At 64.9% G+C, this 17,142-nt stretch carries 18 protein-coding genes, 3 tRNA genes and 1 other RNA gene; 6 read left to right on the top strand and 16 right to left on the bottom strand.

What is annotated here, in order from left to right; genetic code table 11:
* Positions 1 to 524: 524 nt before the first annotated feature.
* The 4 genes from LDH66_RS18855 to LDH66_RS18840 all read right to left on the bottom strand — a co-directional run bounded on the left by LDH66_RS18855 (position 525) and on the right by LDH66_RS18840 (position 1,772).
* Positions 525 to 599: transfer RNA gene (locus LDH66_RS18855), tRNA-Ile, on the bottom strand.
* A gap of 74 nt (positions 600 to 673) precedes the next feature.
* Positions 674 to 844 (bottom strand): hypothetical protein, encoded by a 171-nt coding sequence (locus tag LDH66_RS18850; RefSeq protein ID WP_226482617.1) that lies wholly within the window; start codon positions 842 to 844, stop codon positions 674 to 676.
* Between the two features lie 73 nt (positions 845 to 917).
* Positions 918 to 1,502: a MogA/MoaB family molybdenum cofactor biosynthesis protein gene (locus LDH66_RS18845; protein ID WP_226482616.1), complete on the bottom strand. Its 585-nt coding sequence runs from the start codon at positions 1,500 to 1,502 to the stop codon at positions 918 to 920.
* A 197-nt stretch (positions 1,503 to 1,699) separates the two neighbouring features.
* Positions 1,700 to 1,772 (bottom strand) — tRNA-Asn (locus tag LDH66_RS18840).
* Positions 1,773 to 1,867: 95 nt separating this feature from the next.
* Between LDH66_RS18840 and cca the strand changes: the two genes are divergently transcribed.
* On the top strand, positions 1,868 to 3,370 hold the full coding sequence (cca, locus tag LDH66_RS18835; RefSeq protein WP_226482615.1) for a CCA tRNA nucleotidyltransferase: 1,503 nt from the start codon (positions 1,868 to 1,870) through the stop codon (positions 3,368 to 3,370).
* An 18-nt stretch (positions 3,371 to 3,388) separates the two neighbouring features.
* On the opposite strand, the gene LDH66_RS18830 is transcribed toward cca, so the two are convergent.
* From LDH66_RS18830 to LDH66_RS18820, 3 genes are all read right to left on the bottom strand, one after another.
* Positions 3,389 to 4,420, bottom strand: a complete 1,032-nt coding sequence (locus tag LDH66_RS18830) for a histone deacetylase family protein (protein WP_226482614.1) — start codon at positions 4,418 to 4,420, stop codon at positions 3,389 to 3,391.
* A 4-nt stretch (positions 4,421 to 4,424) separates the two neighbouring features.
* Entirely contained in the window at positions 4,425 to 4,856 is a 432-nt protein-coding gene (locus tag LDH66_RS18825; RefSeq protein WP_226482613.1) for a histone, read from the bottom strand.
* Between the two features lie 66 nt (positions 4,857 to 4,922).
* Positions 4,923 to 6,422, bottom strand: coding sequence for a single-stranded DNA binding protein (locus LDH66_RS18820; RefSeq protein ID WP_226482612.1), 1,500 nt, complete (start codon positions 6,420 to 6,422; stop codon positions 4,923 to 4,925).
* A gap of 359 nt (positions 6,423 to 6,781) precedes the next feature.
* Here LDH66_RS18820 and LDH66_RS18815 point away from each other — a divergent pair.
* Positions 6,782 to 6,854: transfer RNA gene (locus LDH66_RS18815), tRNA-Arg, on the top strand.
* Between the two features lie 400 nt (positions 6,855 to 7,254).
* On the opposite strand, the gene LDH66_RS18810 is transcribed toward LDH66_RS18815, so the two are convergent.
* The 5 genes from LDH66_RS18810 to rnpB all read right to left on the bottom strand — a co-directional run bounded on the left by LDH66_RS18810 (position 7,255) and on the right by rnpB (position 10,069).
* Positions 7,255 to 7,599, bottom strand: a complete 345-nt coding sequence (locus tag LDH66_RS18810; protein WP_425492967.1) for a DUF7344 domain-containing protein — start codon at positions 7,597 to 7,599, stop codon at positions 7,255 to 7,257.
* A 210-nt stretch (positions 7,600 to 7,809) separates the two neighbouring features.
* On the bottom strand, positions 7,810 to 8,481 hold the full coding sequence (locus tag LDH66_RS18805; RefSeq protein ID WP_226482610.1) for a helix-turn-helix domain-containing protein: 672 nt from the start codon (positions 8,479 to 8,481) through the stop codon (positions 7,810 to 7,812).
* A 43-nt stretch (positions 8,482 to 8,524) separates the two neighbouring features.
* Positions 8,525 to 8,836, bottom strand: coding sequence for a DdfA family disk-determining factor (gene ddfA / locus LDH66_RS18800; protein ID WP_226482609.1), 312 nt, complete (start codon positions 8,834 to 8,836; stop codon positions 8,525 to 8,527).
* A 110-nt stretch (positions 8,837 to 8,946) separates the two neighbouring features.
* Positions 8,947 to 9,420, bottom strand: a complete 474-nt coding sequence (locus LDH66_RS18795) for an Lrp/AsnC family transcriptional regulator (RefSeq protein ID WP_226482608.1) — start codon at positions 9,418 to 9,420, stop codon at positions 8,947 to 8,949.
* 135 nt (positions 9,421 to 9,555) lie between these two features.
* An RNA gene (gene rnpB, locus LDH66_RS18790) (RNase P RNA component) lies at positions 9,556 to 10,069 on the bottom strand.
* Positions 10,070 to 10,174: 105 nt separating this feature from the next.
* On the opposite strand from rnpB, the gene LDH66_RS18785 reads away from it, so the two are divergent.
* Entirely contained in the window at positions 10,175 to 10,774 is a 600-nt protein-coding gene (locus tag LDH66_RS18785; protein WP_008456827.1) for a TIGR00296 family protein, read from the top strand.
* A gap of 71 nt (positions 10,775 to 10,845) precedes the next feature.
* Here LDH66_RS18785 and LDH66_RS18780 read toward each other — a convergent pair whose 3' ends face one another.
* The 4 genes from LDH66_RS18780 to LDH66_RS18765 all read right to left on the bottom strand — a co-directional run bounded on the left by LDH66_RS18780 (position 10,846) and on the right by LDH66_RS18765 (position 15,752).
* On the bottom strand, positions 10,846 to 11,106 hold the full coding sequence (locus LDH66_RS18780) for a hypothetical protein (protein ID WP_226482607.1): 261 nt from the start codon (positions 11,104 to 11,106) through the stop codon (positions 10,846 to 10,848).
* A gap of 96 nt (positions 11,107 to 11,202) precedes the next feature.
* Positions 11,203 to 12,363 (bottom strand): nicotinate phosphoribosyltransferase, encoded by a 1,161-nt coding sequence (locus LDH66_RS18775; protein ID WP_226482606.1) that lies wholly within the window; start codon positions 12,361 to 12,363, stop codon positions 11,203 to 11,205.
* A gap of 123 nt (positions 12,364 to 12,486) precedes the next feature.
* Positions 12,487 to 13,968, bottom strand: coding sequence for an Hvo_1808 family surface protein (locus tag LDH66_RS18770; protein WP_226482605.1), 1,482 nt, complete (start codon positions 13,966 to 13,968; stop codon positions 12,487 to 12,489).
* A 56-nt stretch (positions 13,969 to 14,024) separates the two neighbouring features.
* Entirely contained in the window at positions 14,025 to 15,752 is a 1,728-nt protein-coding gene (locus tag LDH66_RS18765) for an Hvo_1808 family surface protein (RefSeq protein ID WP_226482604.1), read from the bottom strand.
* Positions 15,753 to 15,916: 164 nt separating this feature from the next.
* On the opposite strand from LDH66_RS18765, the gene LDH66_RS18760 reads away from it, so the two are divergent.
* From LDH66_RS18760 to LDH66_RS18750, 3 genes are all read left to right on the top strand, one after another.
* Positions 15,917 to 16,489, top strand: coding sequence for a cysteine hydrolase family protein (locus tag LDH66_RS18760; RefSeq protein WP_226482603.1), 573 nt, complete (start codon positions 15,917 to 15,919; stop codon positions 16,487 to 16,489).
* A gap of 132 nt (positions 16,490 to 16,621) precedes the next feature.
* Positions 16,622 to 16,786 carry a hypothetical protein gene (locus LDH66_RS18755; RefSeq protein WP_226482602.1) on the top strand — a complete coding sequence of 55 codons (165 nt, stop codon included), beginning with the start codon at positions 16,622 to 16,624 and terminating at the stop codon, positions 16,784 to 16,786.
* A gap of 190 nt (positions 16,787 to 16,976) precedes the next feature.
* Positions 16,977 to 17,141 carry a hypothetical protein gene (locus LDH66_RS18750; RefSeq protein WP_226482601.1) on the top strand — a complete coding sequence of 55 codons (165 nt, stop codon included), beginning with the start codon at positions 16,977 to 16,979 and terminating at the stop codon, positions 17,139 to 17,141.
* The last annotated feature ends 1 nt before the right edge of the window (position 17,142 follow it).

Below are 17,142 nucleotides of genomic sequence, written 5' to 3'. Positions count from 1 at the left end.
GTCCACGTTCGATGACGCTGGTCGGATGACCAAGCGGGCGTCACCGAACTACCAAGGCTAACATCAGATCCCATCTGTACGGCGGACCGCAGGGGTGGAATCCTCATCTCTTGCGGATGTATTCGTACTCCCTCTGGGGTACATAACCCCTTTGGATCGGAACCATCCAGGCTGGCGGAGTGCACCACGCACGCCGCCTCCTTCTTCGTATATAATCACAATCGCTGATTACTACTTAAGGCCTACGAACCAGAGGTCCAAAGATAGGTAGTAACACACAACGACAGGACAGTATTGTCATCTCAATTGTAGCGATTGCAAGCCTACCCCTGTTGGACGCTACTGAAGGAATATTCGTCCGACTCTATCTTTTCGTAGATTTATTGCTAACAGCGTTACGTCCCCCTATAGTTTGTCCAATTCCGTCGTTCTAAACTGGAGATGGGTAGAGAAACAGACGATCGGATGACTAATTTCTCGGCCAATAGTCATCAAATATCATAGTCGCGAAGCCAATAAGGTCATGGGCCCTGACGGATTCGAACCATCGACCACTCGGTTATGAGCCGAGCGCTCTAACCAGACTGAGCTAAGGGCCCGTCAATCGGGAAAAATCGTGCGTGCTAATTAACGTTTGCTGTCCGGTCCGCTCGAGAAAACGGACGGACGACGCCTATGCAGTCAGCGCCTCACGCTCCTCCTCACTCAGTTCGGCTTCGAGTTCGGCCTCGCTGTGAGATTTGAGGACATCCTCGCGCTCCTCGGCCTCGAGGTCGGAGACGGATTCGAAGTGGTGGCACATAGCGTTCGGAATAACGCGCTCGCGTTCAATGAAGGCTGGCACAGGCGATCTGACTGGTCGCATTACTGTCTCGAAGCGCTCGATGTGCGGACCTGAGATCGGCTCGTATCGATGCTTACTCCTCCTGATACTCCGCGAGCGTCTGATCTGTCGTTCCGGTCCGGTGACGCGTCGCCAGTCCCGCGAGGTGTGGCGTCTCGGGGACGATCAGCTCCTCGCAGGCGGTTTGGCAGGCGCTTTTGCTCCCGGGCAGGCAGAAAACGGGCGTATCGACGGCGATTCCTGCCGTCGCGCGCGAGGCCATCGCTCGCGTTCCGACTTCGTCCCAAGAGAGCGAGCGGAACAACTCGCCGAAGCCCGGCAGCTCCCGCTCGAACAGGGATGATGTTGCCTCGGGGGAGACGTCGTCGACGGTGACACCGGTACCGCCGGTGGTACAGACGACGTCGATATCCTGACGCGCGACGAGACCCCTGACGGCGGTCCGGATGGCCGAATAGTCATCCCGGACCAGTGATCGCTCCCGAACCTCGTGGCCCGCGGCCTCGAAACAGTTCTGAATGGTATCCCCGCCCGGATCGTCCGGGTCGTCTTCGCCCGCGCGCGAGCTCGAGACGGTGACGATCCCGACGTAGAGCGGATCGATGATGTCGTGACCGTGATCGTCGGTACTCCGTCGATCGTCGCTATCGCTGGTCATGCATTCACGTCACTGGCGGAGCACGATAATCCCTCCCCCGACTGGCCGAGAGAGACGCGGCGATTCCGCCCGGCCGTCGTCAATCGCGGACCGAAGGTAACTATGACTGCAGGCTGCCCTCGGGTCGTCTACATATTCGGGCTGCAAAGGATACTACGAGTAGTATATTACTTCTGGTACCGTAAATCAGGAAGAAGCGCCGAAGCCAGGACTCGAACCTGGGACAACCTCGTTAACAGCGAGGTGCTCTACCATCTGAGCTACTTCGGCTCATCCTCTGGTAGTCGGGTGTATTTAATAGGACTTTCGTTTTGCCTGCATCGGGTTCGATACTCTTTCACGCACTGCTCGAGTACGCACACCCAATGAGCGAGGAGGAGGGCGACGGCGTTGACCGCAGTTCCACGAGCAGTCAGCGCAGGTCCCGCGCTGACGAGGGTGACGAGTTCGACGAGCGAGACGGTGATCGCGACTTCGAGCGGGTTGTCACCGAGATTCGCGATCGCGTCGATCCGGACGAAGACGAACGGACGCGGCTCCGCGAGGTCGCCGAGCGGCTCATGGACCGGGCCGAAACGGTGGCGAGGGAGCTGTGTTCCGACGCCGACGTCTTGCAGGTCGGCTCGACCGCCCGCGACACGTGGATCAGCGGCGACCGTGATATCGACATCTTCGTTCGCTTTCCGCCGGCGCTCGACCGCGAAACGTTAGAGGAGTACGGCCTCGAGGTCGGTCACGCGACGCTGCCCGAGGGCCACGAGGAGTACGCCGAACATCCCTACGTCAAAGGCGAAATCGAGGGGTTCGACATCGACATCGTGCCCTGTTTTCGGCTCGAGTCGGCCACCGAGATTCGATCGGCAGTCGATCGCACGCCGTTTCACACCCAGTACCTCAAACAACGACTCGACGACGACCTCACCGAAGAGGTTCGCGTCACCAAGCAGTTCCTCAAGGGAATCGGCGTCTACGGCAGCGACCTCCGGACGCGAGGGTTCAGCGGCTATCTGACCGAACTGCTCGTCTGCGAGTACGGCGGCTTCCGGCCGCTGCTCGAGGCCGCGGCCGACTGGCGGCCACCGGTCGAAATCGATCCCGAGGATCACGCGCATGGACACAAATCGGCAGAAGCGTCTCGAGACACAGCGGTCGGCGACGCCGACCTCCCGTTCGACGATCCGCTGATCGTCATCGACCCGACAGACCCTGAGCGAAACGTCGCCGCCGTCTGTTCGCGGGCGAACGTCGCCCGCTTCCAGCACTACGCTCGGGAACTCCTCGAGTCACCCCGGGTCGATCCCTTCGAACCGGACGAGCCGGAACCGCTGACCGAATCGGAGCTCCGTGCGCACCTCGAGCGCCGGGCCACTACCCCCGTGGCCGTCCGGTTCGAGGCCCCCGATCTCGTCGAGGATCAGCTCTACCCGCAACTCCAGAAATCGCTCGAGGGAATCACCCAGGGGCTGGACGATCGCGGCTTCGATGTCTTTCGAGCGACGGCGATCGCCGGCGAGACCGCCGTCGTCTTCGCCGAGCTCGCTGTCAGCGAGCGCCCCGCAGTCGAGCGTCACGAGGGACCGCCGGTCCACGTCCGCGACCATGCGAACGGATTCTACGACGCGTACGCGGACGACCCCGACGCCTATGGTCCCTTCATCGAGGGCGACCGTTACGTCACCGAGCGCGACCGAGAATTCACCAGTGCACGCGAGTTCCTCGAGAGCGATCGGCTCTTCGACGTAGGGCTCGGTGCGCACGTCGAAACGACGCTCGAGGACGGCTACGAGGTGCTGGTCGATGACGAAGTCACTGTCCTGCTCGAGGAGTTCGGACGGGAACTCGGGGACTACTTCGCGCCGCGCCCCTGAGGCCGGTTCCGACGGCGTCTAGAAATCGTCCGGAGTGACGTCGAGGTCGTGTGCGTCGATAACGTCCTCGAGTGCCGACGCCGCTTCGTCGCCGGGTTCGTCGTCGGGTTCGATCGGTTCGCGGCCGTCGAAGGTCTCGTGAACGAGCGCGACGCTGTCGGCGAGAACGTCCAGCCCGTAGCCGCCCTCGAGAACGAACGCCAGTGCGGCGTCGGTGTCCGCGGCGAGCGATCGGACCCGATCGCTCATCAGGGCGTAGGCCTCCGTCGAGAGGCGGATCCGGGAAATCGGGTCGTGGCGGTGGGCGTCGAAGCCGGCGCTGATCAGCAGCAGATCCGGATCGAAATCGGTGAGCGCGGCGGTGATCGGTCCCTCGAGCGCGGCCAGATACTCGCGGTCGTCCGTTCCGGCCGGCATCGGGATGTTCATCGTCGTGCCTTCGCCCTCGCCCTCGCCGATTTCGTCGACGTCGCCGGTGCCGGGATAGAGTCCCTGTTCGTGAAGCGAGACGAAGAAGACGTCGCCCCTGTCGTAGAAGATGTCCTGCGTGCCGTTGCCGTGGTGGACGTCCCAGTCGAGGATCGCGACTCGATCGACGTCGAACGCGTCGTGGTCGAGCGCGTGCTGGGCCGCGACGGCCGCGTTATTGACGAAACAGAACCCCATCGCGTTGTCGTAGACGGCGTGGTGCCCCGGAGGGCGCCCGATCGAGAACGGCGTGTCGCGACCGGTCGCGCCCTCCAGAGCTTCCTCGGCGGCCCAGCAGGCGAGCCCGGCGCTCCGGCGGGCCGCCTCCCACGTTTCCTCGACGGCGGCCGTATCGGGGTCCCAGCTGCCGCCGCCGTCGGCACAGAACTCGCGGACCGACTCGAGGTACTCGCGCTCGTGGACGGCCGCCATCCGGTCGAGGTCGCAGGGATCGGCCTCGACGTACTCGACGCCGTGTTTCTTCTTCAGTCGCTTCCGGATCGCTCGTAGCCGGTCCGGCGACTCTGGATGGCGCGAACCGGGGTCGTGTGCGAGACAGAGCTCGCTGTAGCCGAACTGCATCTGCTCACTCGAACAACGAGAAGTACGTCTCGATGTCGTCCTCGGTGATCGTTCGCCGGTCGGCGTGGTGTGCGAGGATCGCGGCCGCCTGCGCGACGTTGTCCGCGTAGTCCTCGAGGATGTCGGCCAACGCGACGCGGGCGTCCATCGAAACGCGGTAGCGATCGTCGATCTCCAGCCTGGCGATGCGATCGACCGGGGCGACGGGCAACTCGAGGTCGTCCTTGTCGACGACCCTCTCGACGCCGAAATCCTGGGCCATGAGCGTCTTTCGGCCGTCTGCCGTGGCCTCTTCGGCGGCGTCGATCGCGAGTTCGCTCCCGTGTTCCTGAATCCGCGTTGCGAGTTCCTTCGACGCGTCGGCACTCACCCGAAGATCGCCCGCGTTTCGCCGGATGATCGTATCCACCGGGGCGAACGGGAGTTCGACGTTCATATCATGATAGGCGGAGCTAACTCCCTTAACGCTTTTCCTAGGCGGACGATGCGGTTGCTCGCGACCTCAGAATACGTCGTTTGCCTCGAGGCGGCCGTTACGGACGACCCCTCGGGCGGTTACCTCCTCGCCGAGACCGACGTCGACGTCGGTCGCGACGCTCATCGTCGTCTCGCCGTCGTCGAGAACGACCGGATCGCCCGCCTGAACGACGACGCCCGTGAACTCGACCTCCTCGCCGTCGGTGGGGTCGTCCGAGCCGGCGTCCGCGCTGGCAGCGTCGTCCGCCTCGGTCGCGGCCCCGCCAGTTCCGCCGGCCGAATTCGCAGAGCTGCTTCGACCGGTGCCGTCCGTCGCCGTCGCCTCATCCGCTCCGTCTCCGTCGTCGGCGAAGGCCGAAAGCCCGGCGTTCTCGTCGCTCGAGCCGTCCCCATCGTCCGCGCCAGCGCCGGACCCCGACGAGTCGGATTCCAAAACCGTGACCGTCGACTGCCAGCCCGCGGAGGCCTCGAGGTCGTCCTGCCAGCCGTCCTGGATCTCGACGTCACCCAGCGCGACCTCGTCGCCCGGCCCCACGTCGAGGTCGGCCTTGTCGCCCCAGAGGGCGACGCGGATGTCGTCGGTCGCGTCCTGAACGCGGATGTTGCGGACCTGTCCCTCCGAGCCGTCATCGCGGTCGAACGTCCGCTTGGGATCGGCCGAGCGGACGACGCCCGCGATGTCGACCACCTGGTCGATTTCGACGTCTTCGATCGGCGTGCTCTCGGGGACGTACTCGACCTCTTCGTCGACTTCCTCGACGGCACCGCGGTTGCCGACGTGGAGTTCGAGGCTGCCGTCGCGCTCCTTGACGTAGCCGTCGATCACCTCGACGGTCGTCCCGGCCTCGAGTTCCGTCGCGAGGTCCGCCTGCTCGTCCCAGAGCGTGACGCGAATGCGGCCGGTCGAATCGCCGAGGACGAGATTCGAGACCTTGCCCTCGGAGCCGTCGTCGCGGTCGAACGTGCGGACGCTGTCGGTATCCAGAAGCAGGCCGACGAGATTGACGTTCGAGAGGCCGAGCGAGAGATCCTCGACGGTATAGGTATCCGAGACTTGGACATCGATCTCGGTGTCCGGATCGGGTTCGACGTTATCGACGCTGATCTCGACGCCGGAAAAGCCCTCCTTGGGTCGGCCCTTGATCCGCAGGACTTGTCCCTCTTCGAGTTCCTCGATGGCGGCTTCGGCGTGGTCGTCCCAGAACGCCGCTCGCACCGATCCAGTCTCGTCCGCGACCTCGACGTTGACGACCTGTCCGTCCTCGTCTTCGTCGTCGCGCTCGAAGGTCCGTTTCTCGCCGATCGAGAGCACCTTGGCGACGAACTTGGCCTCTTCCATTCCGGGTTCGATGTCGGCGATGCCGCCGACCTCGCTCTCGCCGACTTCGTGAGCGACGAGCATCGCCGCCGTCTCCTCGTCCGCGAGTCCCCCCATCTGCTCGACTTTCGCCTCGACGGCCTCGCGAAACTCCTCGAGAGGAACGTCGGCCTCGAGGTCTTCATATACGCCCTCGATGTCGCTCATTCTATGCTCGTGCATGGTCAGCCCGCGCATAAGCGTTATCCATTCGGTGTCTCAGCATCCGGACGGGATCGGCTGAGAGCGGCCACGTCAACGTCGTATTGGGCCGGTTCAGCCCTGCGGAAACGAGCCGTCTCGACCGCGCTTCGCCGGGGCTCGAGCGGGAACTCATACGCCACGTTGGCCGCCCGATAGTATATAAACGTCAGGAGGGTACCGTGCGCCGTCGGGACCGGCGGTCACGAGGCGTAGCGGAATCGGAAAGCGGCGTCCGCAAACCTGTCGGACGGCTGCACCGAACCCCCGTGCCGGCGGGCGTCTTTCGAAAGGGCTTTAATGTTCACCGGGGTATGAAGAGATGAGTCCTGATAGGGTAGTGGACTATCCTCTTGGCTTGCGGAGCCAGGGACCGGAGTTCAAATCTCCGTCAGGACGCTTTTCCAAACGCAACGATGACGAGCCTCGCGTGTCACGTTCGCGCCACGGAATAGCGAACGACGAATCCGTGAGCGTAGCGAGTCGTCCGTGTCTGGAAAACGGGTCGGAGATTTGAGCAGACGAGTCACAGTCCGGGAGCGAACGCAGTGAGCGACCCGGAACGTCTCGGCGTGTTCGAATCTCCGTCAGGACACTCACTCCTTACGAGTGCTTCACGGTGTTCAGCACTCGCTGCATCGTTCGGTCCTGACGTGCCTTACACTCGGTAACACTCGCGTAAGACTCCGTCAGGACGCAGTTTCGATATGAGCTCTCTGAGAAACTCGAGCACCGTGAGGGATCTGATTGCGAGAGGATCCTCGAGTCGGGACGCAAACGCGGTCGAGACTCCGATCGGTTATCGGGCGGGCTCGATCGGGACATCGGTTTCCGAGATCGTCGAAAACAGCGGTTCGACGGCCTCGAGGTCTGTATCTTCGATCACGCCGCGGTCCGGATCGTAGTCGATCACGTTCGCGTCCGCGAGCATGGGAAGGTGGACGTGGAGCAAAGAGAGGTACACCCGTTTCACGTCCTCGGACGGGACGTCGGGGAGCGGCGCGGCGTATTCTCGAGCGACGACCTCGTTGCTGACGTCTCGCACCGTCATGGTCGTCTCGGTCGTTCCGAGCGCGGTGAGGGCAGATCGGCGATAGGAGTGGCTCAGAACGCGGCAGGCCAGATCGGTTGAACTGTGGGACACGAGTACTCTTTTTAGGCTCCTACAGCGGTTCACTCGAGTGTCTGTATATACACGGGTATAAGTACCCCATTCGAGTCAGCACGAGCGGATATATGCCGAAATGAAGTGGGAGAGTGCCCATGCGAGTCATCGACGCCGAGACGGGTCGATCGCTCGGGGCTCGGGTTCGCGAGCACCCGCGAACCGTCCGTGATCGGATGCCGGCGCGAGTCAGTCCTCGAGCGGCGGTTCCTCGGACGGTGGTGTGACGGCCAGCGCATGCTGGATGAGGCTGTCGTAGCCGCGCTGGAGGCGGCGAGACAGCGACTGCTGGCTGATCCCGAGGCTGTCCGCGACGTCCGTGAGCGAGACGTCGGACGACCCGTAGTAGCCCATCTCCCAGGCGGTCACGAGGGCATCGTGTTGCTTCTCCGTGAGTCCGTACTGGCCGCCCGCACGCGGGTGAGCGTGTTCGTACAGCTTGTTGAGGCGGAAGGGGATGTCGTGGTCGTTGCAGTACTCTCGGAACTGATCGAGTCGCTCCCGATTGTTGAACCGCATACTGAGTTCCCACTCCTTGTGTTGGGCGGAGGCTTCGAGAATGGTCGCCCCGACCGCCGTATAGGCGAACACGATGGACTCGACGTTCTCCGTCCACTCGGCACGGTAGAGGGCCGCGCGATCGACGTCGTCGATGTGACGGAGGTTCCGGACCGACGGGTCGTTCGCAGCGACGTCCTCGAAGCGCGCCCCGTCCTCGCCGGAGACCCAGAAGTACGGCGTGAGGATCTCGTCCGTCGCGACGACGCGCTCGGTTTCGATGACGAGGTCGGGGGCCGCCTCGAGCGTGTCGGCGAGCGCGAAGGCCTCGGCGGGAACGTGAAACTCTCCGAAGAGGGTCATCTACTCAACTCGTGGGTGCGCGTGAAACGGTCGGCGATCACAGTTAGTCCAGTAATTGCTGTCGCCCGGAACTGCGGTCGTGATCCGACTCGGACGGTGTGGCGTTCTCGACGGTAATCGCTTGCTCCTCCGCAGCGACGAGCGTGACTCGACAGCCGGCGTACGTGAACTCGATTCGCCCGCCCCGTTCGGTACCGGTCGTCGTCGGTGCGAACAGCGCCTCGAGGGCCTCCGGATCGACGGTTTCGTACAGTGGCTGCAGATCCAGCGGGTCGGCCCCTTTCCGGGCCGCGACTGCCTCGACGATCTGGGCGGTCACCGGCTGGGAACTGGCGACGTCATACTGAGTAGGCATACCCGGGGTACCCACTCAGTCGGTAAAAGCTTCACTCACAGTATAAAAACGCTGCATTTTTCGAACTCAGCAGTGGTGATAGAACGCCCCCGATAGCCCCGAGCCGTGACTCACTGGCCGTTCCTGTCCAGCCGAAACTCCTCGAACGGCTTGGAGGCGTGATCGCGAATGAGGTATTCGTCGTTGACCTCGAGACCGAGACCGTCGAGATCGTACGCGAGTTGCGTGATATCGTCCTTCTGGGACCCGGCACCGAGCACGTACACGTTTTTCGTGCCGGTCATGAGCGCCAACACCTCGACAACGGCGGGTAGCTGGCGAGCCTCGTCGACGAGGTGTTCCCGTTCGCTGACGCGGGCCGAACAGACGAAGACGTAGTAGTGTTGAACGCCGGCTCGATCGTAATCGATATCGACGTTGTAGCCCCTGATGACGCCGTCGTCTTCCATCGCCTGTATCCGGTTGCGCACCGTATTATCCGCCATGTTCACTGCGTCGGCGATGTCCGTAATCGGCTTCCGAGCGTTCCGTTGGAGGTGATACAGGATCGCTCGATCGACGGCGTCGAGGGCAGCATCTTCCATATTCGGTCCACGCCGTTGAGTTCCTTAATAACGGGGGCGGCGAGCGAACCCGAGAGGCCGAAGCGATCGCGGCGATCGTTCGTGGAAATGGATCGGGTGATCGAATGATGGCGTTGGGACTCGCGGACGAAAACTGGGTGAGAGGAGTAAGCCCCCTTCTGTTCGGCCCGGCATTCGGCTGAGCGTCCGCGCCGTCCGCGGCGGGGCCGCGGGACGTTCGGGCTACCACGGCGCGGACTTGCACCGGTGAGGGTTCGCCGTTCCATCGATCCTCGGCCGTCCATGTGCGGTCGGTCGTGACGGTGCGTTCGACGGCTCGCGCCGCCTCACAGCTCACGGCTCTCGTGCCAGAGGCACGCCGAACCGCGCACACGACCTGTGGTTTCGAACCACATATCTGCAACCGCCATCCTCTGCGGGTCAACTCCCCTTCCTCTCGGTCGGGTTCGCACGCATCATCGGTCTGGCCGAGACGTGTCGTTTCTGTTCCAGAGCCAGCGGTCTCCCGCTCCGGACTTGCGTCCGGTCACCCGCCCGAACGGGTGGGGGGACTTTCCTCGCGGGCGTTGCGCGACTCGAAGAGTCGGGCAACGTTGTGTGGTCCCACCGTCGCCGGCGGGACCATCGCGGCAGCCGGGCTCTCTCTCCCATTCGTTATAGGTGCGTGGGGCGAATAAGTCCCCCGATCAGGACTCAAAAAGAGCCGCGTGGCGAATAGAAGCGTTTTAGGACGACTATCCCCTTGTCCATCTGTATGTCCCAGCGACAGGGCGCTGACCTCTCCTACGAAGACGGGGCTCGCGCGGTCGAACTCGCGCGCGAATCCGTCGAATCTTACGTACAACACGGGCAACGAGAACAACCGGGCAGCATGCGCGAAGCCTTCTACGAGCGAACCGGGGCGTTCGTCCGCCTCGAGTCGACCCGCGGTCGGGGGAGCCTGCGGGGCTGTGCGGGCGGCTACCGCTCGGACGACCAGCTCGGCCACGTCATCGTGGACGCGGCGATCGAGGCCGCCAGCGAGGACTCCTGTGGCTCCGAAGTGAGTCCCTCAGAGCTGCCGAACCTCACGGTCTCAGTCTGTACCGTCAAGAACGTCCTGCTGACCGACGATCCGCTGGCCGACCTCGAGCTCGGCACCCACGGCGTCGCCATTGACGGCGGCGAGGGCGGGTGGCTCTATCCGACGGTGCCGGTCCAGAACGACTGGAGCGCACGGGAGTACCTCGATCGGACCTGCCGGAAAGCGAAACTCGCACCGGGGGCCTGGCAGGACGACGACGTCGTCGTCACCCTGTTCGAAGGGCAGGTCTTCCGCGAGCGCGACGCCGACGGGAGCATCGAGGAAGTGTAGACGGACGGCCACCAGTTTCTGGCGATCGATAGTTACGAACGGCGAGCGGCGCGGTTTCCACACCCAGCGGATCAGTCGTCCGATCGCGACGGTCGGTCGAGTTCGTCGAGTTTTACCTCGAGCAGGTCGTTCAGCGCAGCGAACACGTAGTGGACGGTCATCCAGAGGGCGATCAGATCGACGACGAGGACGAGCGGAAGCGATAGGGCGGAGGGCCACGGAAGCAGAAGCCACGTACAGAACCCGGCGACCGCGAAGATGAGGACGAGGCGGATCGCCAACTGGGTGGCGATTTCGGAGTGGGGATCAGGGAGCGGGACCGGTGTACTCATCGGTGAGACCGCTTCGTTCCGACGGCAAAAATGTTCAACGGTCCTAGGCGTTAGTCGGCTGAACCGACCGTCCCCTCCTCGAAGTCTTCCGCGATATTACGCCGTCGATCCGTCGAAACCGACCGCGTCGGCGTCCTCGAGACATCGTTCGGTCGCGTCCTGGAGATCGAACTCCCGAACGATCTCGCCGTCGCGGACGAGCGGCTCGAGCAGGGAGTCGCCCTCGGCGGGTCCCTCGCCGTCGGCGAGCGCGACGTGGTGGCCGCCCTCGGGCGTTCGGTAGGCGTCCTTGACTCCCGACAACTTGCCCCGCTTCGAGATCGGTTCGCCCTCTATTTCGACGATGTCGAGGCTGAAGTCCACCGAGTCAGCGCCGGTGATGTGACTGCCGACGCCAAAGCCGTCGGCGACGTCGCGCAGGTTCCGGATCGAGTCGGGCTCGAGCCCGCCGCTGCAGAAGATGTCGACGTCCTCGTGACCGCGGGCGTCGAGCTCCCAGCGGACCTCGCGGATGATGTGTCGGAAGTCCCCGCGGCGGGAACTCGTCGTGTCGATGCGGACGCCGTCGAGATCGTCACCGAGCGTCTCGGCGGCCAGCAGGCTCTCGCTCTTCTCGTCCCAGAAGGTATCGACGAGCGCGATTCGGGGCACGTCCGCGTCGACGGCCTCGTCGAACGCCGTCCAGGCGTCGGCCTGATTCCCCTCGCCGAAGCAGAACATGAGCGCGTGGGGCATCGTCCCGCCGGCCTCCCGGCCCAGGATCTTGCCCGCCGCGACGTGAGAGAAGCCGTCCAGCCCGGCGAGCAGCGCGGCGCGTTCGACCGTCGATGCGATCGAGGGGTGGACGTGACGCGCGCCGAAGGAGAGCACGAGCGAGTCGGGCGCAGCCAGTCGGGCCTCGAGCGCGGCCGTCGCGAAGCCGCTGGGCTGTGACAGAAAGCCCAGCAGCGAGGTCTCGAGTTCGGCGAATTCGAGGTACGAGCCCTCGATTCGGAGGACGGGCCCGCCGTCGAACAGGTGGCCGTCGGGGAGCGCGTCGACGTCGACGTCCCGTCCCTCGAACAGCGTCGCGACGTCTTCCACGCCGGTGAAGACGTCGAAGCCGCCGGTCGGGAACTGATCGGCCGTCACTTCGGCGACGACGTGGGGATTCTTGCCCGCGTGCTCGAGCGTGGCCCGCGTGCGCTCGAAGTAGGCGTCCGTGGCTTCCCCCTCGAGAATCGCTTCCGGGGGAACGGTTCCGAACGGATTTGACATATCGCCGGTTTCCCGTGGGAGGCAAAAAAACTACCCGTCTACCGACGAGCGCGGCGGTTGTGGGACGCGCTCGGCGCCGGTGGGGGCAGCAGTCGGTGCCGGCGACGCAGCGGTCGCTTCCGACTACGGAGCGACAGTCGCCGCCGGAGCGGCAGCGGGAGCCGGCTCGAGAGCGGCCGCAGTCTCGGGCGACGGCGTCGAACCGGGGTCTGCGGCGTGAATCGCTGCGAGGTCGTCGACGATCGGTGCGCCGACGATCTCGACCGTCGTTCCGGTACCCGAGACGCGATACGCGCCGGCGAAGGGGTCGCCGTCCGGAATCCGGTAGACGCCGCTGCCGGCCGAGCCGACCCGCTCGGCTCCGCGGGTCTCGAGGAGTCGGCGGTACGCGTCGGCGAACTCGTTCGCGTCCGCCCGGCTCTCCCACTCGAGCCGCCAGACGTGGCCGGTCCGGGTCGGCTCGTCCGCGCTCCGGTAGACCCGAATGCTGTCACCGGCCCAGCCCTCGGTCGCGGGGTGAGAGTAGTTGTACCGTGCATCGTCGGTCGCGCCCTCGGTGAGCGGGCGATCGATCGCGCCGTTGGTCCAGAGCGTCGCGAACAGCGTCGCCTCGCCGATCGTCTCCGTTCGGGGCTCCTCGTCGCCGGTTCCGTCGCTGTCCCCCTCGCCACTGCCCCCGTCCTCGCCGTCCGTGATGGGCCGCCAGTCGTCGCTCGAGCGGTCCGCGATAGCGACGTCGACCGGACGGGTGTCGGGATAGCGGTCGGGATGGATCAGCTGTGCAGTGCTCCGGGGCGGCTCGTCGTGGGCGCGGTCGACGGCGTCCCAGCCGCCGCGCTCGTGGAGGTCGGCGACGAACGGCGGCCCCTCGGCGTAGGGGACGTAGATCGAGAGGAAGAGCCCGACGTTGAACGGGCGCTCGGCGAGACCCTCGCCCGAAGACGCCGGCGGCCGGGAGTCGGAGAGACACTGCCACTCGGTCCCGCAGCGACGATCGTACCGCTGGGGAACGTAGCCCGCTTCGCCCTCGAGCAGCCCGTTTTCGGCGCGGAGACCGTCGATCGTCTCGCTCTCGCGTCCGATGCCGAAGTGCTGGTCCTGTAACGCGTGCGTGAGCTCGTGGACCAGGGTCCGACGATCGATCCGAACGTCGTCGACGTCGTCTGCGATGATAACGATCCGGTCGTTCGTATAGTAGCCCTGAACCGAATCGCCGTAGAGATCGTCGAACGCCTGCTCGACGTCCGTCTCGCCGTCGACGACGAACGCGCCCCGCCAGATCTCGTTCTCGAACGCCGACGCGTTTCCGGTCCCGCCCGCCCGCCGGTCGCGATACTCGGCTCGGCCCACGATCTCGAGGGAGACGTCGCGTTCGTACTTCAGCCCGCGGACGACCTCGATACGAGCCATCGAGCGGTACTTCACCGCCTCGAGTTGCGCCTCGGTGAGCCCGTCGCTCGCGTCGAACTCGAAGGTGTCGTCGTGGGCGTAGTCGCCGACGTGGCCGAGGTCGCGGTCGGTATCGAACCCGCTCTGGCTCCCGGGGAGTGCACAGCCCGAGAGAACGACCAGCGCGAGCACCGCGAACAGCCGGAGCCGGCTCATTAGCTCATTGTTCGCCGAGACGGTGAAATGGGCGTCGATCGGTCGCGTCGCTGCGGTCAGTCGCGATCGCGGCGGCCGACGACGAGCCGGGCCCCCGTTCCGAGCAGGGCGATCGCGATCGCGCTCACCGCGGCCGCCGGACCGAAGCCGGGAACGGTATCGCTCTCACTCAGGTCGACGATTTCGAGGGTGTCCTCGCCCTCGGGCGCGGCACCGGCCTCGACGTTCGACAGTTCGTCGACGGAGGGCGCGCGAACGATCGTCAGCGTCGCTCCGGAGCGATTGAGATAGTACGCGCCGGAATAGCCGCCGTCTTCGATCACGTAGGTATCCTGCCGACCGTCGACGGCGTCGGCACCGTGATTCTCGAGCAGTCGGAGATAGCCGTTGACGAACTGCTGGGTGTCAGTCCCGGACTGCCACTGGGTCCGCCAGACGTAGCCGGCGCGGCCAGCCGCCTCGGTCGGATCGTTCGCGGCGTCGGCCTCGTCGTTCGTGTAGACGACCAGCTCGTCGCCGGCCCAGCCGTTCGTATACGAGTGGTTGTAGTTGTAGCTCTCCGTCCCCTCGAAGAGGTCCGCGGTTTCGATCACCGAGGGTACGTCCTGGTCGAGCGCGTCGGCGGCGAACATTGCGACCATGCCCGCTTCGCCGACGGTATCGTTCGCGACCTCGCCGTCGGCCCGGAGCTGTCGCCAGTCTTCGCTCGAGCGATCGGGGACGGAGACGTTCGCGGGCTCGCGCTCCGAGCCGGGGTGGATCACCGCCGAGGTCGTCCGCGGCGGATCGTCGTAGGCCGCGTTGACCGCGGCCCAGCCCTCGCCCTGCTGGCGCAGGTAGTTGACGTAGGCGGGCCCGTCGCTGTAGGGCTGATAGACGCTGAAGTAGATGCCCCAGTTGATGTCGAGGGGCTGGTCTCGGTCGCCGTCGGCGGGCGCGAGGCAGTCCCACTCGCGACCACAGGTCCCCTCGTACTCGCGTTCGACGCGGCTCGCGTCGCCTTCGATCAGCCCATTCATGGCGGTCTCCTCGTCCTGGGTCGTCCCCTCGAATCGCGACAGGTTGAAGTGTTGATCCTGTAGCGCGTGGACGAGTTCGTGGCCGAGCGTGACCTCGTCTAACTCGGGGTTGTCGGGGTTCTCGGAGACGATGACGATCTCGTCGGTCTCGGGGTCGTAGTAGCCGCCGACGGCACCGCCGTAGACCGTCTCGGTCGCGTCGGCCGCCTCAGTCTCCCGGTCGACCATGAACAGCGCCTCGTAGCCGACGTTCGCCTCGAGGCGGTTCTCCGAGGTGATGTTCGCGAAGCGGTCGCCGTTGGTCTCCCGGTACTCCGCGCGGGAGATGACGTCGACTGCGACCTCGTCGTCGAACGTGAGGTTGCGGATCCGTTCGACGCGGGCCATCGATCGGTAGACGACGGGATCGAGTTCGTCCTCGTCGACGACCGCGTCGGACTGGTCGTCGACGGGCAACTCGTCGTCGTACCAGTAGCCCTCGACGTAGCCGATGGTATCCTCGGTCGAGGGATCTTCGGGGCGGGCGTCCTGGACGGACGCGGCCGCCGTGCTCGAGCTAATCGCACTCGAGGCAGTCATGCTCGAGGCCGTCGTCGATTCGAGGAGTGGTCCAGCAGTCGCGTTTGCGGTCTGAACGTCGGGACCGGTCTGGCCCGCGGCCGGGCTCGCTGCGAGCACCGGGCCGGCGAGCCCGCCGGTGACCAGTATCGCCGCGAGCACTACTGCGAGGAGGGCGACGGACGTGCGGGTGCGCATCGATCTCATCTGAATCGGATAACTATTCGTAAGGAGAGGGATGTAAAAAGGACGACGATTACATCGGTCGCCACCGTCACTCTGGCTTCGCCGAACGGCGATGAACCGTCGCCTACTCGGACTCGAGCCCAGCGCGAACGTTTTGACGATCGCCTTCGTACCACCGCATAGACATGCACCTCGAGCCAGACAGCACGGCAGTGGTGGTCGTCGACATGCAAAACGGGTTCTGTCACCCGGACGGCTCGCTGTACGCGCCGGGCAGCGAGGAGGTCATCGAACCGATCGCAGACCTCGTCGACCGCGCCCGCGAGGCGGGAGCGCGGCTGCTCTTCACCCGCGACGTCCACCCACCGGAACAGTTCGACGACGCCCACTACTACGACGAGTTCGAGCAGTGGGGCGAGCACGTCCTCGAGGGGTCCTGGGAGGCCGAAATCGTCGACGAGCTTCCCGTCGAGGCAGCAGACAACGTCGTCGAGAAACACACCTACGACGCCTTCTACAACACGGAACTCGAGGGCTGGTTGAACGCCCGTGGGATCGACGATCTGGTGATCTGTGGCACCCTCGCGAACGTCTGCGTGCTCCACACCGGCGGGAGCGCGGGGCTGCGTGACTTCCGACCGATCATGGTCGAGGACTGTATCGGCGCGATCGAGGACGACCACCGCGAGTACGCCCTCGATCACGCCGCGTGGCTGTTCGGCGAGGTCGAACCCAGCGACGACATCGAGTTCGCGTGAGCGGCCGGCGACGCGTCGGTACCTTCGCTTTTTCACGGCATCGGTCCAACGAGCGGGTATGACGACCGAGTCACGACTCGCAGAATCGGCGGAGAAGTCACGCCTCGAGCGCCCGAGCGACGGTGAGAGCGAATGAACAGACAGCAGTTGCGACCGGTCTATCTGGTGGGAATCGCGCTGAACGCGATCGCGTTCGCGTACGCGGTTACGAACGGGACGTGGCTGTACGCCGGCGCGTTCGCGTTCGTGGCGGTCTATCTCGTCGTGCGCCTTCGAATGCTGTCCGCCGACACCTAGGTCGCCGCCGAGGGTTGGACTCGAGGACGGCGGCCGGCGTGACGGCCGAGAGCGCGGCGCTCGCTCCGGTTGCCAGTGAGTAGCTTTTACTGTCGTCCAACCGACGGGCGGATATGAACGGGATTCGACCGGGGTGCGCGGTGTCGACGGGGAGACCGCGACTCGGCGCGGGGACGGGGGGAGCCGTCGAATGAACGAACGACGGTTGCGACCGGTGTATCTGATCGGAATCGCGGGCTGTGCGTACGCCTTCTGGTACTTCCTCTCGTTCGGTGCGGACCTGACCGCCGCCGCGTTCGGCGCCGCGACGGTGGTCCTCGTGGTTCGGCTCCGGACGGTGATCGGCGACTCTTGAC

The organism is Natrinema amylolyticum (assembly GCF_020515625.1).
In the GTDB taxonomy this organism is placed as follows: domain Archaea; phylum Halobacteriota; class Halobacteria; order Halobacteriales; family Natrialbaceae; genus Natrinema; species Natrinema amylolyticum.
This window is presented reverse-complemented; position numbering and strand designations above follow the sequence as displayed.

What these genes read in the sequence shown, in the direction of transcription:
- LDH66_RS18830 (WP_226482614.1), bottom strand. Translation starts at nt 4,420, where the DNA reads ATGCAGTTCGGCTACAGCGAGCTCTGTCTCGCACACGACCCCGGTTCG.
- LDH66_RS18820 (WP_226482612.1), bottom strand. Translation starts at nt 6,422, where the DNA reads ATGAGCGACATCGAGGGCGTATATGAAGACCTCGAGGCCGACGTTCCT.
- cca (WP_226482615.1), top strand. Translation starts at nt 1,868, where the DNA reads ATGAGCGAGGAGGAGGGCGACGGCGTTGACCGCAGTTCCACGAGCAGT.
- LDH66_RS18805 (WP_226482610.1), bottom strand. Translation starts at nt 8,481, where the DNA reads ATGACCCTCTTCGGAGAGTTTCACGTTCCCGCCGAGGCCTTCGCGCTC.
- LDH66_RS18825 (WP_226482613.1), bottom strand. Translation starts at nt 4,856, where the DNA reads ATGAACGTCGAACTCCCGTTCGCCCCGGTGGATACGATCATCCGGCGA.
- LDH66_RS18780 (WP_226482607.1), bottom strand. Translation starts at nt 11,106, where the DNA reads ATGAGTACACCGGTCCCGCTCCCTGATCCCCACTCCGAAATCGCCACC.
- LDH66_RS18765 (WP_226482604.1), bottom strand. Translation starts at nt 15,752, where the DNA reads ATGAGATCGATGCGCACCCGCACGTCCGTCGCCCTCCTCGCAGTAGTG.
- LDH66_RS18775 (WP_226482606.1), bottom strand. Translation starts at nt 12,363, where the DNA reads ATGTCAAATCCGTTCGGAACCGTTCCCCCGGAAGCGATTCTCGAGGGG.
- LDH66_RS18760 (WP_226482603.1), top strand. Translation starts at nt 15,917, where the DNA reads ATGCACCTCGAGCCAGACAGCACGGCAGTGGTGGTCGTCGACATGCAA.
- LDH66_RS18755 (WP_226482602.1), top strand. Translation starts at nt 16,622, where the DNA reads ATGAACAGACAGCAGTTGCGACCGGTCTATCTGGTGGGAATCGCGCTG.
- LDH66_RS18795 (WP_226482608.1), bottom strand. Translation starts at nt 9,420, where the DNA reads ATGGAAGATGCTGCCCTCGACGCCGTCGATCGAGCGATCCTGTATCAC.
- LDH66_RS18785 (WP_008456827.1), top strand. Translation starts at nt 10,175, where the DNA reads ATGTCCCAGCGACAGGGCGCTGACCTCTCCTACGAAGACGGGGCTCGC.
- LDH66_RS18845 (WP_226482616.1), bottom strand. Translation starts at nt 1,502, where the DNA reads ATGACCAGCGATAGCGACGATCGACGGAGTACCGACGATCACGGTCAC.
- LDH66_RS18750 (WP_226482601.1), top strand. Translation starts at nt 16,977, where the DNA reads ATGAACGAACGACGGTTGCGACCGGTGTATCTGATCGGAATCGCGGGC.
- ddfA (WP_226482609.1), bottom strand. Translation starts at nt 8,836, where the DNA reads ATGCCTACTCAGTATGACGTCGCCAGTTCCCAGCCGGTGACCGCCCAG.
- LDH66_RS18770 (WP_226482605.1), bottom strand. Translation starts at nt 13,968, where the DNA reads ATGAGCCGGCTCCGGCTGTTCGCGGTGCTCGCGCTGGTCGTTCTCTCG.